General features: G+C 51.3%; 14 protein-coding genes. 7 read left to right on the plus strand and 7 right to left on the minus strand.

The window, feature by feature from the left end; all coding sequences use genetic code 11:
- Positions 1-286: 286 nt before the first annotated feature.
- The 5 genes from ssuB to bhsA all read right to left on the minus strand — a co-directional run bounded on the left by ssuB (position 287) and on the right by bhsA (position 4,877).
- Positions 287-1,087, minus strand: a complete 801-nt coding sequence (gene ssuB, locus KP22_RS20210; RefSeq protein ID WP_039308087.1) for an aliphatic sulfonates ABC transporter ATP-binding protein — start codon at positions 1,085-1,087, stop codon at positions 287-289.
- Complete coding sequence (gene ssuC, locus KP22_RS20215) at positions 1,084-1,878, minus strand: aliphatic sulfonate ABC transporter permease SsuC (protein ID WP_039308085.1); 795 nt, start codon at positions 1,876-1,878, stop codon at positions 1,084-1,086. Before ssuC ends, ssuB begins: the two co-directional genes overlap by 4 nt.
- 10 nt (positions 1,879-1,888) lie before the next feature.
- Positions 1,889-3,031, minus strand: coding sequence for an FMNH2-dependent alkanesulfonate monooxygenase (gene ssuD / locus KP22_RS20220; protein WP_039308081.1), 1,143 nt, complete (start codon positions 3,029-3,031; stop codon positions 1,889-1,891).
- A gap of 58 nt (positions 3,032-3,089) precedes the next feature.
- Positions 3,090-4,112 (minus strand): sulfonate ABC transporter substrate-binding protein, encoded by a 1,023-nt coding sequence (locus tag KP22_RS20225; protein WP_039326037.1) that lies wholly within the window; start codon positions 4,110-4,112, stop codon positions 3,090-3,092.
- A 507-nt stretch (positions 4,113-4,619) separates the two neighbouring features.
- Entirely contained in the window at positions 4,620-4,877 is a 258-nt protein-coding gene (bhsA, locus tag KP22_RS20230; protein WP_039326041.1) for a multiple stress resistance protein BhsA, read from the minus strand.
- A 236-nt stretch (positions 4,878-5,113) separates the two neighbouring features.
- Here bhsA and KP22_RS20235 point away from each other — a divergent pair, with 236 nt between their 5' ends.
- A complete protein-coding gene (locus KP22_RS20235) occupies positions 5,114-6,394 on the plus strand; it encodes a YidR family protein (protein WP_209428717.1) in 1,281 nt (426 codons plus the stop codon).
- Between the two features lie 35 nt (positions 6,395-6,429).
- Here the strand turns inward: KP22_RS20235 and KP22_RS20240 are convergent, their stop codons facing one another.
- A complete protein-coding gene (locus KP22_RS20240; protein ID WP_039308072.1) occupies positions 6,430-6,804 on the minus strand; it encodes a YceK/YidQ family lipoprotein in 375 nt (124 codons plus the stop codon).
- A 392-nt stretch (positions 6,805-7,196) separates the two neighbouring features.
- Between KP22_RS20240 and ibpA the strand changes: the two genes are divergently transcribed.
- The 6 genes from ibpA to dcuR all read left to right on the plus strand — a co-directional run bounded on the left by ibpA (position 7,197) and on the right by dcuR (position 14,522).
- Complete coding sequence (ibpA, locus tag KP22_RS20245; protein WP_005976748.1) at positions 7,197-7,610, plus strand: small heat shock chaperone IbpA; 414 nt, start codon at positions 7,197-7,199, stop codon at positions 7,608-7,610.
- Between the two features lie 143 nt (positions 7,611-7,753).
- On the plus strand, positions 7,754-8,206 hold the full coding sequence (gene ibpB, locus KP22_RS20250; protein WP_039308068.1) for a small heat shock chaperone IbpB: 453 nt from the start codon (positions 7,754-7,756) through the stop codon (positions 8,204-8,206).
- A 180-nt stretch (positions 8,207-8,386) separates the two neighbouring features.
- Positions 8,387-10,045 carry a putative transporter gene (locus KP22_RS20255; protein WP_039308065.1) on the plus strand — a complete coding sequence of 553 codons (1,659 nt, stop codon included), beginning with the start codon at positions 8,387-8,389 and terminating at the stop codon, positions 10,043-10,045.
- A gap of 526 nt (positions 10,046-10,571) precedes the next feature.
- Positions 10,572-11,984: an anion permease gene (locus KP22_RS20260; protein WP_039308062.1), complete on the plus strand. Its 1,413-nt coding sequence runs from the start codon at positions 10,572-10,574 to the stop codon at positions 11,982-11,984.
- Between the two features lie 194 nt (positions 11,985-12,178).
- The gene (locus KP22_RS20265; protein ID WP_039326042.1) at positions 12,179-13,807 is read left to right on the plus strand and encodes a sensor histidine kinase; all 1,629 of its coding nucleotides are present in this window, start codon (positions 12,179-12,181) and stop codon (positions 13,805-13,807) included.
- Positions 13,800-14,522, plus strand: a complete 723-nt coding sequence (gene dcuR / locus KP22_RS20270; protein ID WP_039308056.1) for a two-component system response regulator DcuR — start codon at positions 13,800-13,802, stop codon at positions 14,520-14,522. The genes KP22_RS20265 and dcuR overlap by 8 nt, the downstream gene beginning before the upstream one ends.
- A 160-nt stretch (positions 14,523-14,682) precedes the next feature.
- Here the strand turns inward: dcuR and KP22_RS20275 are convergent, their stop codons facing one another.
- A complete protein-coding gene (locus KP22_RS20275) occupies positions 14,683-16,026 on the minus strand; it encodes a 2-hydroxycarboxylate transporter family protein (RefSeq protein ID WP_039326044.1) in 1,344 nt (447 codons plus the stop codon).
- Between the last annotated feature and the right edge of the window lie 1,397 nt (positions 16,027-17,423).

The following is a 17,423-nucleotide window of genomic DNA, read 5'->3' on the forward strand; positions in this document are numbered from 1 at the left end:
GCTTTGGCCATGGTTCGTGCGCTGAACAAAATGACGAAGGCTGGCATGCCTGCAAGTGTACTTATTGCCTGAAGAGTGGCCTGTTACAGGAAGGCTCGCCTCAAATCTGATTTATTCAACAAAGCCACATCTTACTGGTGGGCGAAGTGAAACGTGTAGGGTAACCCTCGTCACTTGCGTGCAGCCGTATTCAGGCGAAAGCCATAAAAAAACGGACTTTCCTCTTGAGTGAGGAAAGTCCTTTTAATTTTTTGACTGTTTATCCACAAGCATTATTGAATACAGACTAGATTGCCGCCTGCTGAGGTAAGGGCGATGAGGTCGGAGCCAGTACGCGCTCCAGCACGCGGGCTTCCAGTTCCGCTAGCTTCGCCGATCCACGGCGTCGTGGTCGTGGTAAATCAACCGTGATATCCAGCCCCACGCGTCCTTCTTCGATCAGAATAACCCTGTCGGCCAGCGCAATGGCTTCAGAGACATCGTGCGTGACCAGTAGTACGGTAAAGCCGTGCTGGAGCCAGATATTTTCGATCAGGCTTTGCATCTCGATGCGCGTCAAGGCATCCAGCGCCCCCAGCGGTTCATCCAATAGCAGCAGGCGCGGATGATGAATGAGCGCACGTGCCAGCGCGACGCGCTGTTTCTGACCACCGGACAGCGCCGCTGGCCAGTCGTTAGCGCGATCTGCCAGCCCGACGGAGGCCAGCGCATCCTGCGCTTTCTCACGCCAGTTGCCGCGTAACCCCAGCCCGACATTATCGATTACCTTTTTCCACGGCAGCAGTCGCGCTTCCTGAAACATCAGCCGCGTGTCGTCTTTCGCGCTGCTGAGCGGCGCGGTGCCGGTCAGCAGTTTGCCGCTGCTGGCCGTTTCCAGCCCGGCGAGCAGGCGCAGCAACGTGCTTTTGCCACAGCCGCTGCGACCGACGATGGCCACAAATTGCCCGGAAGGAATGCGTAACTGCACCTCATTCAGTACGGTGCGCTGGCCGTAGTGCTTGGTGATGTCATCCAGCGCCAGCGGCGTCCCTTTGGTGAGCAGCGACGGCGAATGCGCGTGCGTTACAGAATCGGTAAAAGCGGTCATGATGCGTCCCCCGATGAGGTTTGATAAGCCGGATTCCAGCGTAGCCAAATGCGCTCCAGCCCCTGAGCGCTGACATCGGCCAGCTTGCCGAGCAGGGCGTAAAGGATGATGGCAACCACGACCACGTCCGTTTGCAGGAACTCGCGAGCATTCATCGCGAGGTAGCCAATGCCGGAGTTGGCAGAAATAGTTTCCGCGACGATCAGCGTCAGCCACATAAAGCCCAGCGCAAAGCGGATACCGACCATGATGGATGGCAGCGCGCCGGGCAGAACCACTTGATAGAACAGGCTCAGGCCGGACAGCCCGTAACTGCGCGCCATTTCCAGCAGGCCGCGATCGATATTTTTAATACCGTGATAGGTGTTGAGATAAACCGGGAACAGCGTACCCAGCGCGACCAGAAAGATTTTGGCCGCCTCATCAATGCCAAACCACAGAATCACCAGCGGAATCAGTGCCAGATGAGGAACGTTACGAATCATCTGTACTGAACTGTCTAGCAAGCGTTCTCCCCAGCGCGACAGCCCGGTAATAAAGCCGAGTACCAATCCGATACTGCCGCCAATAGCAAACCCGATCAGGGCGCGCCAGCCGCTGATAGCCAGATGTTGCCAAAGCTCGCCGCTATAGATGAGCGACCACCCTGCGGTAATCACCGAACTGGGCGCAGGCAGAATCCGGTTGGATAGCCAGCCAAATTCGACGGAGATCTGCCACACGACCAGCAGCGTCACAGGGAGCAGAAAAGGTGCCAACCGCTGTGCCAGTGAAGAGAGCGTTTTTGCCATGATCGATCCCTCAGCTTTGCGAGACTTTGCGCGGCACATAGCGGTTAGCAATCAGCTCTCCCGCAGTATTCACCGTATGCAGCGGCGTGGGCTGTTGCGCCAGATCGAGGTGTGGGAATAGCAATTCACCCACGCGATATGCCTCTTCCAGATGCGGATAGCCGGACAGAATGAAGGTGTCAATGCCGAGATCGGCGTATTCCTGAATGCGCTCGGCCACCGTCGGGCCATCGCCAACCAGCGCTGTGCCTGCACCGCCGCGTACCAGACCGATGCCTGCCCACAGGTTCGGGCTAATCTCCAGATTGTCCTTTTTGCCGCCGTGCAGAGCGGCCATGCGTTGTTGTCCGACAGAATCGAAACGTGCCAACGCCGCCTGTGCATCGGCGATAGTTTTTTCATCCAGATGGGAAATTAGCCGCTCGGCCGCTTGCCAGGCTTCTTCGGTGGTTTCCCGCACGATGACGTGCAGGCGAATACCGAAGCGAACCTCACGCCCCTGCGCCGCCGCTTTAGCGCGGACTTCCGCCAGCTTTTCTTTAACCTGCTCAGGCGGTTCCCCCCACGTCAGGTAGAGATCGACCTGTTCTGCTGCCAGATCCTGCGCCGCCTCCGACGAACCGCCAAAATAGAGTGGCGGACGCGGTTGCTGAACGGGTGGATAAAGCAGTTTGGCGTCTTTTACCTGAATGTGTTTACCGGCGAAATCGACGGTTTCGCCTTCCAGCAGCCTGCGCCAGATATGGGTGAATTCCGCCGAGGCTTCGTAGCGTTCTTCATGGCTGAGAAATAGCCCTTCGGCGGCCAGTTCTTCCGGGTCACCGCCTGTCACCAGATTGAACAGAGCCCGACCGTTAGACAGCCTGTCCAGCGTGGCGGCCTGACGTGCGGCGATGGTGGGGGAAATCACACCGGGGCGCAGAGCAACGAGAAATTTTAGCCGCTGCGTTACTGGAATCAGTGATGCCGCGACCAGCCAGGAATCTTCGCAGGAGCGGCCAGTCGGCAGCAGCACGCCACCAAATCCTTGCCGTTCGGCGGCTTGCGCCACCTGTTGCAGATAGCTGTAGTCAACATGACGTGCGCCCTCGGCGCTACCAAGATAGCGACCGTCTCCGTGAGTGGGCAGAAACCAGAATACGTTAAGACTCATGGTGTTAACTCCTTGAACAGCCTTGTTTGGGATAAATAAAATGTGTGTGGTAAGCGGGTTAAGGCGTTTGGGGATGCCAGACGCGCTCCGCGATATTGACCTTCACAGGCACCAGACGGTTTTCATAAAACAGGTCGGCTGTGGATTGCTGTGCCTTGATTGTGGCGGCATCCAGCGGTTCTATGGTGGTCGGCGGGCGGTGGTCTAGCGCCGTTTCAATCACTTTTTCCGGCAGCCCTACCGCACTTGCCAACAGCGTGACGCTTTGCGCCCGGTCGCTGATCGTTAAGGCATCGGCCTTGGTCAGTACGTCCAGTACCTGACGAATAAAGGTGCCGTGTGCTTCGACGTAGGGGCGACCTGCCAGATAGAAGGAACCGGTTTTCTCCAGCCCGCTGCTATCGACCAGCACGCGGACGCCGCCTTCCAGCAACGCGGCGGAGTAATAGGGATCCCATATTGCCCATGCATCGACATTGCCTTGCTGGAATGCCGCGCGGGCGTCAGCGGGGGTCAGGTAGGTCGGTTTGATATCGGTGAATTTCAGCCCGTCGCGTTGCAGCGCTCGTAGCAGCGTGTTGTGTGCGCTAGAGCCTTTCTGGAAGGCGACCTTGCGACCTTTTAGGTCGGCAACGGTTTTCACCGGGCTATCTTCTCGTACCAGAATCACTTCGGCCTGCGGTTTCGGTGGTTCCATGCCGACATACAGCAGATCGGCCCCGGCGGCCTGAGCAAAAATAGGGGGGATATCACCAGTACTACCCAGATCGATGCTGCCAACATTCAACGCTTCCAGCATCTGCGGTCCGGCGGGGAATTCAATCCAGCTGATTTTGGTGTTGGGGAACTGCTTTTCCAGCAGTTGGTGAGATTTTGCCAGCACCAGACTGACCGAGCCTTTCTGATAACCGACGCGCAGCTGTGTGGGTACGCTGTCCTGTGCGGAAGCGGTGGATACGAGCAGCACGGCGCTGGCGACCAGAATCGTTGGAATCCTGCATAGCTGTTCCGTTACCTTCTTCCATAACGGCGTGCGTTTCCCGCGTCCTTCCGTGACCGATCGTTTCATCATCAATGACATGCTTATGGTCTCTCCCTTATAACGAAAAATTAAAATTCAGCGAGAAAATACGACATCAGGTGATAAACATAGCAGGAGCGTGCAAGGCTTTTTAAATCTCAATTTGTCGTTTTTATAGCCAAAAAGAAGAAATGCCTGAAATTAGTACACTTAGCGTTATAAGCGCGGCAATAGTGGGGTTTTCCCCGTCCTTCACGTCTGAAATCCGTTTTACATGACCTGCCTCACATTGTTTCCGGCAATGTCTATCATTTCGTGAACCTATTCTCATATCTGGATTTTTTTTCATGGAAAACGGTTTCCGTTTTGTTTCCAATGAGGTGTTTATTCACGACATGCGACGGCCCGCAGGGTGACGGACAAGGGTGTCCGTCATAAAAAAACCGGCTTGCCCTGATGAGGAGGCAAGCCGGAAAGAGGGTAATTCGTGATGTCTTACTGGTCTATCTGTGATAGCTATCGGGTTATGATGGCTTATCGGGGCAAGCTACTCAGGGTCAACAACGCTTAGTTGAAGATGACCGCAGAGCCACGCAGCCGATCGTTACCGGTCGCAGACGTGATGGTATAAGCTTTAGCGCCTGCTTTTTCTGCTTTCGCTGCGAGCTGCGCTTGCAGTGAGCTCAGATCTTGAGCCGTTGCAGTGACGACGCCCGCTTTTTCCAGATTCTGTGCCTGTGAAGGAGACACATATTCAGCAGCAGAAGCACCAAAAGTCATGGTAGCGAGAACAGCAGCAGCGGCGATGGTTTTTACGTTTTTCATGATGTCTTATCCTTTTCTGATTTGATAGGTGAAAGGGGGCTGCCCTTTCGATATGAAGAATGTTACGCCGATGCTAATGAATTAAAAAACGGATGTTATTGAGGTAGTCTTTCTATTTTTTTGAATAATATGTATTGATGTTTTTTGTTTTTTTTAAATAAAAAACAGTAAGTTATACATAAAACTGAAATTTATTTACAAACTACTGACTGATATTGAATAACTGGAGTGATGTCTTGTCTGTTGAGGTTAAGCTAACGTTTAATGCTATCGGTCATCAACTTACCAATATTAATTGCTGGTCATGTGATGGAAATTGGTTGGTTTATGACATAAGACCCTATGGATCTTCATTCACAGGGCTGACTATTGAGCGCATACACCTGAAAAACCTGAAAACCGAGGTGATTTATCGGGCGACGGCGGGTGCGCATGTGGGTGTCGTGACCTGTAGCCCGCAGGAACCGCTGCGCTATGTTTTTATTCACGGGCCGGAAAACCCGGATAGCGAATGGCAGTATGATTTTCACCATCGCCGTGGAACGATAGTGGCAGATCGCCAGCGCGATGAGGCGATCACGCTTGATGCCTTCTCTATTACGCCACCTTATCAGGCAGGTGCGCTGCGCGGCGGTACGCATGTCCATGTCTTCAGCCCTGATGCCAGTCGCCTGAGTTTTACTTATAACGACCATGTGTTGCATGAGCACGATCCGGCATTGAATTTACGCAATGTTGGCGTGGCCGTCCCGCTACAGGGCGTTGTCGTTGAGAAACACCACCCGCGTGAATATGACGGCAGCCACTATTGTGTGCTGGTTAGCAGAACGACGCCGCAGCCGCAGCCTGACAGTGATGAAATCAATCGCGCCTATGAAGAAGGTTGGGTGGGAACCACGGGCTATATTCGACGTGACGGTTCGCACCAGCGCTGGGCGCTGGCGTTTATTGGCGACACGCGTGCGGCGGACGGAACAACCATCCCCGAGATCTTTATCGCCGACTTGCCGGAGGCGCTGGAAGATTATGCCAAAGAGGGTGATGCGCCATTAGCGGGGACGGCAACGTCCATGCCTGCGCCGCCAGCGGGCGTGCAGCAGCGGCGGTTAACCTTTACGCATCAGCGTCGTTATCCTGGTCTGGTGAATCAACCGCGCCACTGGCTGCGCACTTCGCCCGACGGCAGCGAGATTGCTTTTCTGATGCGCGACGAGGTAAGTGTAGTGCAACTGTGGACGATTTCTCCGAATGGCGGTGAGCCAAGGCAGGTAACGCGCACGGAACGCGGTGTACAGTCTGCCTTTAGCTGGCATCCGGATGGCGGTTCTCTGGCATTTGTGTGTGACAACAGCATTATGTTGTGTGATGCGAAAAGCGGTGAGCTTGTTCGACTGACGGCGCGAACGGACAGCGCACCCAGTGCGGATGCCGTTGTCTTTTCCCCTGATGGGAAACACATTGCGTATATGCGGGAGATTGACGGTTTTAATCAGCTTTTCGTCGTAACGACGGCGTAACTTATACGTACGGGCTTATAACGAGAATCGCGTCATCAAAGCTGATTATGCGGCATGGTGTTGTTATTAGGCATAGTAGCAAATTGTGAACTGGCGGTCTGGTTTTGCTCTTCGCTGTGCGAAATGCGTTCACGCGTCGACAGCTTTTTCTTATCGCTGCCTGCGCGATAGTAGTCGTAGGGCAGCAGCAGCGTGTCAGCAACCGCTGAGAACGGCAAATCGATGGCGACCAGCGGCATCATTGCCCAGCTGGTTTCGTCGTCACTTAACATACCCACACTGGCGCGAGTGCCGGAATAGTATCCCTGATGGCTTCCTGTATGCGTCATCACGCTGGAGCAACCGCTGGTTACCACCACGCCGCTCCCGGTAATAATGAAAGAGAACAATGCACTTTTCAGTAAGGTCATATTACCTGTCCATTAAGAACCAACTGCCAGAGTGGGCCGAAGTCTAATACTGGTCACTTAAGCCCGTTGTTAGGGGAAGCACAGGGGGGAGGTTGCCGTAGGGATGCTTCACCTCTGTGGTCGCTCTGTATATATCAAAGCTTAAGCGATCGGCACTGAGCCAAAATCTGCCTATATTAAGTGTATGTGATAACGCTCACTGTGCGAGTGAATATTGCATGAAACGTAGCGATTTTTCTTTTTTTTGCCTCTTGAAAGTCTGAGAGGGGTCACCATATTGATTACAAGCCGGAAGAAAACGATACGCCGTCAGGGTATTCGTCCCGGCTGTGAGCCTGTCCTTACTGGAAGGCAAAGAATAAATCCTCGCTGCATGTTTAGGAGGCTGCTTTATGCGTAACCCCGATTTTTCCCCACTGTATCGTTCCGCGATTGGTTTTGATCGCCTGTTCAATTTATTAGAAACCGGCCAGACCCAGAGTAACGGTGGCTATCCTCCCTACAACGTCGAACTGGTTGACGAGAACCAATACCGCATCGCGATTGCCGTAGCCGGTTTCGCCGAGCAGGAACTGGACATCACCGCGCACGACAACTTATTGATTGTAAAAGGTGCCCACGCCGGTGAGCAGGTTGCCCGTAATTACCTGTATCAGGGCATTGCCGAGCGTAATTTCGAGCGTAAATTCCAACTGGCCGAACATATTCAGGTAAAAGGCGCCAATCTGGAAAACGGGCTGCTGTATATCGATCTCGAACGCATCGTGCCGGAAGCGATGAAGCCGCGTCGGATTGAAATCAAGTAAACCACGCGAATCGCCCGAAACAGCAATGTAATGAATGAACACGTCGTCTGCCGAATGGGGACGACGCCAGCCATTAAACCGTGGCTGGAATAAATGATGCCCACAGGGGCATATTAATCTCGCTTCTTAGAAGGAGTCATATTATGCGTAACTACGATTTATCACCTTTACTGCGTCAGTGGATCGGTTTTGACAAATTAGCCAGCTCAATGCAGGGCAGCCAGGAACCGATTGATTTTCCTCCGTATAATATCGAGAAGAAAGACGACAACCACTACCGCATCACGCTCGCGCTGGCTGGTTTCCGGCAAAGCGATCTGGATATCGAAGTAGAAGGTCCGCGCCTGACCGTAAAAGGCAGTCCGGCACCGTCCGAGAAGGCCGTGGAATACCTGCATCAGGGGCTGGTGTTTAAACCCTTCACGCTGAGCTTTACGCTGGCCGAGCACCTGCATGTGTCAGATGCCCACTTTGAAAATGGCCTGCTGCACATCGATCTGGTGCGTGATGTACCAGAAGCCTTACAGCCGCAGCGCATTGCTATCGGCGGTGACCGCCCGGCATTGAACCAGCAGTCTGCTGAAGATGCGTCATAACGCGACATTCATGTCATTAACCTGCGCGTTAGTAAATTAAGCGTTAGCCGCGCCCGTATCATTACGGGTGCGGTTTTGTGTTGCCCACCACGTTTCTCTCCCCAGCATTCTGCCTATACTCGTCATAGAGTATGGCGTCAGTGGTATTTCCCAATAAAAACATCCGCAAAGGATACGGGTATGAGTGATATCGCACTTACCGTGAGTATGCTGGCGCTGGTTGCCGTTCTGGGGTTATGGATCGGCAACTGGCGGATTTATGGCGTCGGTTTAGGGATTGGCGGGGTTCTGTTCGGTGGGATCATCGTCGGGCATGTTGCCCATCAGTACCAGATTCAACTGAATGATGACATGTTGCACATCATTCAGGAGTTCGGGCTGATCCTGTTTGTCTACACTATTGGCATTCAGGTTGGGCCGGGCTTCTTTTCCTCTCTGCGGGTATCTGGCCTGCGCCTCAATGCGTTCGCCCTGCTGACGGTATTTCTCGGCAGTGTGGTGACCGTCATGCTGCACAAACTGCTCGATATTCCCCTGCCTATTATTCTCGGCATTTTCTCCGGTGCGGTGACCAACACCCCTTCGCTTGGCGCGGGTCAGCAGATTCTGACCGATCTGGGTTCGAGTACAGCCTTAGTAAACCAGATGGGGACGGGTTACGCGATGGCGTATCCGCTGGGAATCTGCGGCATTTTACTGGTGATGTGGCTGATGCGCGTCCTGTTTCGTGTCGCGGTGGATAACGAGGCAACGCTGTTTGAGGCCAGCAACGGTCAGCACCATGAACAGCTGCTTACGATGAATGTGTCGGTAACGAATACCAATCTGCAAGGGCTAGCGATTCAGGACGTGCCGATTCTGAACCGTGACACGATCGTTTGCTCCCGCCTGAAACGCGGCGATGAACTGATGGTGCCGTCGCCGCATACGCTAATCCAACTGGGTGATTACCTGCATTTGGTTGGTGCGAAAAACGATCTGGAGCAGGCGCGTCTGGTCATCGGTAATGAAGTTGAGACGTCGCTCTCGACGCGAGGTACCGATTTGCACGTTGAACGCGTAGTCGTGACGAACGAGAAAGTGCTGGGACGCAAGATTCGCGAGCTTAACCTGAAACAAAATTATGATGTCGTGATTTCGCGCCTGAACCGTGCGGGTGTTGAGCTGGTCGCCAGCAATCAGGCCAGCCTGCAATTTGGCGATATTCTGAATCTGGTCGGACGGAAAACGGCGATCGATGCCGTCGCGGATATCGTGGGGAATGCGCAGCAAAAACTCCAGCAGGTGCAGATGCTGCCCGTCTTTATCGGTATTGGGCTAGGCGTACTGCTGGGCTCTGTACCGCTGATGATTCCTGGGTTTCCCGTGGCGTTGCGGCTCGGGCTGGCAGGTGGGCCGCTGGTGGTAGCGTTGGTGCTGGGGCGGATTGGCAGCATCGGTAAACTTCACTGGTTTATGCCGCCTAGTGCGAATCTGGCGTTGCGTGAGCTCGGCATCGTGCTGTTCTTATCGGTGGTGGGGCTGAAATCCGGCGATGATTTCGTCGATACGTTATTGAACGGTGATGGTGTGTGGTGGATTGGCTATGGTGCGCTGATTACCATTGTGCCGCTGCTGGCTGTCGGCATACTGGCACGTATGCTGGGTAAGATGAATTACCTGACGCTCTGTGGCATGTTGGCTGGTTCTATGACTGATCCACCCGCGTTGGCGTTTGCCAATGGGCTACACCCGACGAGCGGTGCGGCAGCGTTGTCTTATGCGACGGTTTATCCGCTGGCGATGTTTCTGCGAATTATGTCGCCACAGTTGTTAGCCGTGCTTTTTCTTACCCTCTGAATGTTATCAGCTGGATAAAAAATAATATTTTTTCACCGAATAATGGCTATTTGTTTTTTTATTTTTGAAGGAAAAATACCTGAGTAAATAAATAAGGAATAGATAACTCACTGTCTGGGAAAGAATTATATTACCACTATTAGGTATAAGGTTTTTTTATCATTAATCTGTCGTTAACTTCGTTAATTTTATGTTCGATAAATGTCAATTATTATTGAATTTTAAGGGTTTTTTATCGGGAAATTAAAACCACGGGAGTTTCTTAAATAAATTAATGAACCACTTTAGTAACTAAAGTAACGCTATTTTGCAGGCACATTAGAATACTATCTCTCCATTAATCACTAGATTTGATCAGACGAGAGAAGCACCCTGACCCCTTGTTTTCTCGTCTTTTTTTCCGCAGATGACTCCTATTGCGTTGTTTAAGCAGGGTGACGAAGGAAGAATAACGTAATCCCCACTCCTCCGCTCGGGACATCCGTCGTGAATACAGAATTCCGTTTTAATGAAGAGTGGTGTTCCTATGTCTGCGAATAACAGCAGGTTGATAAAGCTTCTAGTTATCCTTTGTATCGCCGGTGGCTTATGGTTGTTACCGGTTCCCGATGGCGTTAAACCCGATGCCTGGCACCTGATGGCGATTTTCATTGCCACGGTTGTCGGCCTGATTCTCTCCCCTTACCCGCTTGGCGCCATGGCGATGTTCAGCCTGACCACGGTCGCCATATTAGGGTTATTATCCATTAAAGATGTGTTGGCGGGTTTTAGCGATCCCACGATTTGGATGATCGCCTGCGCCTTCTTTATCTCTCGCGGCTTTATCAAAACCGGCTTTGGGCGACGCATTGGCCTGCTGTTCATCAGCAAGCTGGGGAATAGCTCTCTCGGTCTGGCGTATGGTCTGGTGTTTACCGACCTGCTGTTCGCTCCGGCAATGCCTTCCACGTCTGCACGCTGCGGCGGGATCATCACTCCGCTGTTCCGGTCGATTGCCGAAGCCTATGACTCCACGCCGGAAAAAGGTACACAGCGTCGCATCGGTGCGTTCCTGGTTCAGTCCATTTTCCAGTGTAATGCCGTAACCTCCGCGATGTTCATGACCTCCATGGCGGGCAACCCAATGGTGGCTAAGCTGGCTTCTCAGTTTGGCATTCATATCAGTTGGACGGACTGGGCGCTGGCGACACTGCTGCCGGGTTTCCTGTCTTTGGCGCTGATTCCTTACCTGATCTACCGTTTCTATCCGCCTGAACTGAAGAAAACCTCAGAAATGCGTGCGATCGCCGTCGAAAGATTGCGTGAAATGGGCAAAATGACCCGCGATGAGTGGGTCGTTCTGGGCGTATTCCTGGGTCTGGTGACGTTCTGGGTACTGGGCTCTACGCTGAATATCGACGCGACCCTGACCGCGCTGGCTGGCCTGAGCGTGCTGTTGCTCAGCCGTGCGCTGACCTGGGACGACGTAGTCAGTGAGAAAGAAGCGTGGCACACCGTGGTATGGTTTGCCGTACTGATGACGCTGGCTGGCCAGCTCAACAAAATGGGTCTGATTGCCTGGCTGGGTGGATTGGCGGGTAATGCGGTTAGCGGGATGCACTGGCTACCGATGTTGGGTCTGCTGCTGCTGGTTTACTACTACAGCCACTACCTGATGGCGAGTGCGATTGCCCACATCAGCGCCATGTACGCAATTTTCGTTTCTATCGCACTGGCAGCGGGTGCACCGCCGATGCTGACCGTACTGGTGTTCGGTATTTTTAGTAACCTGTTTATGTCCACCACTCACTACTCCAGTGGCCCTGCGCCAATTTTGTTCGGTACTGGCTACGTTCCGCTTGCAACCTGGTGGAAGATCGGTTTCTTTGTCAGTCTGGTCATCATCCCTATCTGGCTGGGTGTTGGCGGCATGTGGTGGAAACTGCTCGGTTTCTGGTAAAAATGCGGATACCCGCTGGCTTTCCTGATGCGAGACATTCCTGATACGAAAAATGTACCGCAATACGTTAAGCCTGATTTCCTTTCTTCAAGCCTACGCCCTGTCCCTGTGACGGGGCGTAGGCATCACGACACGCGAAACGCGACGAAACAGTATAAGATAACGGTGTGATGATGGTTGTTTCGGAGAGTGACATGGGCAAGAAAAAGGCACCGCTAAAGCTGGGAACATCGGTGTTTCTGATGGTGTCAGTTGTGCTTGGCGCGGTGCTGCTGGTGGTCTATTCCCTGCTGTTTTTTCGCATTAATCAGCTTTCTGAAGATCATCTGCGAGAAAAAGCCTTTGCCATTGCTCGTACATTTGCGGCTTCCCCTGTTGTTATTGATGAACTTAAAGGGATTGGCCGGCCGGAGGAAGTGCAGATTGCTGCGGAGACGATCCGCCAGCGTAATCAACTGCTCTTCGTCACGGTCACTGATATGGATACGGTACGCCATACCCACCCTGAACCGGAAAGAATTGGCGAGCATTTTGCCGGTCGGGATATCTACCCGGCGCTGTTGGGAATGGAAAATACCTCAATCAACCGGGGAACGCTCGATCCCGCGCTGCGGGTATTCACACCCGTTTTTGACAACAACCACGAACAGGTTGGTGTCGTCGCGTTGGGGATCGCCTTAACCAGCGTGCAGAAAGTGATTAGCGATAACCGCTGGATGATTCCCTGGACGCTATTGGCGGGGGCGCTGGTTGGCTGGCTGGGCACGCTGATTTTGGTGAAGGTGCTCAAGCGCATTATGCTGGGATTCGAGCCGTTTGAGATCTCGAACCTGTTTGAACAGCGTAACGCGATGCTCAAACACATTAAGGAAGGCGTTATCGCGGTCGATCAACATGGTCGGATTACGGTCATCAATGATGAGGCGCGACGACTTTTCCGGCAGAATAAACCGCAGGGCAGTGAAACGACTGCCCCGAAGCCAGCCGAACGCGTTAGCGAACAGTGGCTTGAGCATCTGCACCTGAAACAGGTATTGGAGAGCGGTACGCCACGGCGCGATGAAGAGATTAACTTTAACGGGCATCTGTTGCTGACTAACACCGTTCCGGTTTTTGTGAAAGGCGATATTATCGGCGCAATTGCGACGTTCCGTGATAAAACGGAGATCAGCCAGTTGCTGCAACGGTTGAGCGGGATGTCTTACTATGCGGACGCGCTGCGTGCGCAGTCGCACGAATTTATGAATAAGCTGCACGTCATATTGGGGATGCTGCACTTAAAGTATTACTCGCAGCTGGAAGACTATATCCTGAAGACCGCCAATAATTATCAGGCGGAGATTGGCTCGATTATTCGTAAAGTGAAATCGCCAGTGATTGCGGGTTTCCTGTTGGGTAAAATCAACCGCGCGCGCGATCTTGGCATTACGCTCTCCATCAGCGAGGAGAGTCTGCTGCCGGATACCGATGATGTCGATGCCACGAATGAATTGATTACCATATTGGGTAATCTGATTGAGAATGCGATGGACGCGATTGATGGGCAAGAGAACTGCGAAATCAGCGTGAGCTTCCACCATCAGAATTGCCGCCTTCACTGTACCGTGGGGGATGACGGCCCCGGCATTTCGCCGGAGAGCCAGGCGCGCATTTATGAACAGGGATTCTCTACCAAAGGCAGCGGGCGCGGTATCGGCCTGTACCTGACCAAACAGAGTCTGGAGAAGATTGGCGGCACTATCGAGTTTGAATCAGAACCTGAGGTGTACACCCAGTTTTTCGTTACTATTCCTTATCAAGCAAGGCTGTTTGACCATGATTAATGTACTAATTGTTGATGACGATGCCATGGTTGCAGAGCTTAACAAATCTTATCTGAACCAGGTTCCTGGGTTTAGCTGCTATGCGACTGTTCCCACGTTGCAGCAGGCGCGAAACCTGCTGATGCAACCTGACTCGGAAATCGATTTGGTACTGCTGGACATTTACATGCAGCAGGATAATGGACTGGATCTGCTGCCGACTATCCGTGAATTCAGTGAAAAGACGGACGTCATCATCATCTCTTCTGCCAGCGACGTGTATACCATCAAAAAAGCGCTGCACTACGGTGTGGTGGATTATCTAATTAAGCCCTTCCAGTTCTCGCGTTTCGAACAGGCGCTGACGGCCTATCGCGAAGAGGCAAATCTGTTCAAGCACCGTGATTTTGTCGCGCAGTCTGATATTGATAACCTGATTCGCCGTACCAGTAGCAGCACTGCTAGCGAGCGTAAGAAACTGCCGAAAGGGCTAACCAGCCTGACGCTGCGTACCGTCTGCGAGTGGGTTGAAGGCAATCAGGGCATTGAGTTCTCTACCGAAATGTTGGCGAATGCGATTGGCATTTCGCGCGTATCCTGTCGTAAATACCTGATCTATCTGTCCGATACCGGCATTCTGACTACCAACATCCTGTACGGATCGACGGGTCGACCGGTTTATCTGTATCGCCTGTTGCCGGAAAAGCAGGACTCGCTGCGTCAGTACTGTGAGTGAAGAGCTGTAAATGAATAGCAGTGAATAGCTGGCTGTGAATAAGCGGTATTTTTCTTGCCGCTATTTCTCCTACTGTTCTTTCTGATTTTTTTCCGATGATAATAAAAAACGCCACGGCAATGACCGTGGCGTTTTCGTTTATGGGTAAAACGTGGTTGGGTTAAGCCGCCCAGCTCAACAGCAGTGTTGCGGCGATGACGGTAGATGCGCCGCCGATACGGGTAGCGATCTGTGCGAATGGCATCAGAGACATACGGTTAGAGGCAGACAGAATCGCTACGTCACCCGTACCACCCAGCCCGCTGTGGCAAGTGGTCACGATGGAAGCCTCAATTGGGTACATATTCAGATAAGGTGCAATCAGGAAGCTCACTAGCGCCATGGACAGCACCACAGAACCACAGACGATGACGTAACCCACAGAGAATACGGCGACGACGCTCTCCAGTGGAATATACAGCATGCCGAGCCCGATCATCAGCGGCCACACCAAAGAACTCGATACGAACTTGTAAACGCTGTGCGCACCGGTTTCCATGACGGCAGGGATAACGCGTCCGTATTTGCAGAAGACGGCGATCAGAATCATCAGAACCGGGCCAGGGATGTGTACCAGTTTCTCAAACAGGCCACCGACGATGAAGAAGGCGCAAATCATCAACAATCCGCCGCCCATCAGGTGAAAATCGACTGGCTTTGGTGCTTCGTTTACGGCAAACATCGCGTTGTCTTCATCGCTGCGAACCAGACGACCTTCACCGTTCAGATCTTTACGGCGCATACCCAGACGAGACAGCACTCCGGCACACAGGATAGCGAAGATGTTACCGACGACGGCGGCTGGTGCTAGCTGAGCGACATAGACATCCGGGCTTTCTCCCAAAATGGCAGAATAGGCTAATGATAACGGCAGGATACCTTCGCCAATACCGCCGCCGATAATTGGCACGATAATGAAGAAGAAGGTGTGATAGACGCTGTAGCCGCACAGTTTACCGACCAGCAAACCGGTTGCCAGCGCTGTCGCAGTGCCGATGACCAACGGGACGAACATGCGCACCATCCCTTGAATCAGGATTTTGCGGTTCATTCCCAGGATACTGCCGACCACCAGACAGGCGATGACGAAATACAGGAAATTCGCCTCTTTCATCAACAGGTGTACGGTTTTCATGGTGTTGTCATTGAACAGATTAAAATACACCATAACGGAAGGTACCATCAGGCACAGAATCGCCGGGCCACCGATATCTTTGAACACGGGAATGTTGCTGCCAATGTGCGCCAGTAAAAAACCCATCGTCATGATGACGGCGAAGCCACCAATCATATTTTTAGGCAAATATCCCTCATAGGCGGCTATAGCGACAATGGCGGAAATTGCTATAAAAAGTGCAATGGGAACGGAGCCGATTTTCTTTTTAAAAAACCCTCCGATAAACGATGTCTGTGTTTCCAGAGCGAGATCGTTCTCACATAAAATATCAGTTTCAATTTTTTTCATTATATTCACCCTGCTAGGACAGTTGGTACAGAAAGAAATTACAAACCAGCCGTTACGATATTGATGGTGCATCATTATCAGCGTGGATTATTGACGTTTTCTGCATCGATATCTGTGTGCTTATCGAGCGTCACTAATGCCAATGGCGGCGGAATGTTTATTATCAAAAAGCAGAAAAATACGTTTTTTTGTTTTTTATCAATTAGTAACAAAAATATAAAGAATGGTAGGTGTTATTTAACAATGAATCACGTTGGGAGGTAATCTAGCATGAGAGAATGTTAAAAATAATACGTTAATTACGTATTTGTGAACTTATCAGCAACTCCATTTTAAATAACTTACGTCATTTTTTTGTAATTAAAATAATTTTTTATGAAAGGAGGGGAAACTAAAATAGGAGGAAAGGTAAATAATAGACTGAAAAATACCATTTTTTGAGAATAAGTAAATAGCTTGATTTAATTTTAATGAAAATATTTATTTAACTAAAATAGCCAATTAATTATTGAGCAATATCATTTTCTTGCTGATAGCGACTTTGGCGAAGATACCGTGGGTAGAATGTGCCTGTGATCCTGCTTCATCTGCCTTTTATCTATGCTTTTATCAAGTTAATGGTATCCCGTTGCGGGCCTCTTACAGAGGCAGATAAAGAATGCCGTGGAGTACGCTTTCGATCAGTCGAAGAGGGGCAGAGAAAAGTTTTTTTATGTAGCGTAGATAGTCATTCCTCTGCTTATGTTGCCATGAGGAATATCAGAATTTCTTATTGCCTGTCAGGATTTTCACCTGTTGTTAACGTTTTTAACAAAAAATAGTGCTCAGATCTTGGACATGTAAGACCAGATGACTATAGTTTTTTTAATGGTGATAATTTCTTTATGTGTTCAATCAATCGGTTTTTATCGCTGTTTTTTAATGAAAAGTCGAAATATCCATCTTCAATAAGGTAACTAACTTGTATTTTATCTTTTAAGAAAATGTAAGGAAATTTTGTAAATCCTTACAGCTTATATTGACGTCACCGCCATCTGTTGAGAGATTGAGGTCGTCATAGGGATATAAGGAGGAAAGCAGCGGCTTGTCTGAATGATTCTACGTCTTCATCCAGCATCCGTGAGCGGGTTGTGGCGCGTCAAGGTATACGCTGTAGTTATTATAACTATATCGAATAGCGTGACTGCCGTTCGTTCTGGCGATCACGATCCCTCCCCCTAGTATTTTAGTTTGGCCTTCGGGCCACTGGGTACAGACCGCAGCACATAAAAATACAGGTCTGGCCAACCATACCCAATTAATTTCGAGATGCAGGACAGGACATCAGCGTTGTTAACCTCTGTGTTTTTAGCGATCGCGCTTTTAACGATCATGCTTTTAACCGCAGCGTTAATGCG

Source organism: Pectobacterium betavasculorum (genome assembly GCF_000749845.1).
Lineage (GTDB): Bacteria > Pseudomonadota > Gammaproteobacteria > Enterobacterales > Enterobacteriaceae > Pectobacterium > Pectobacterium betavasculorum.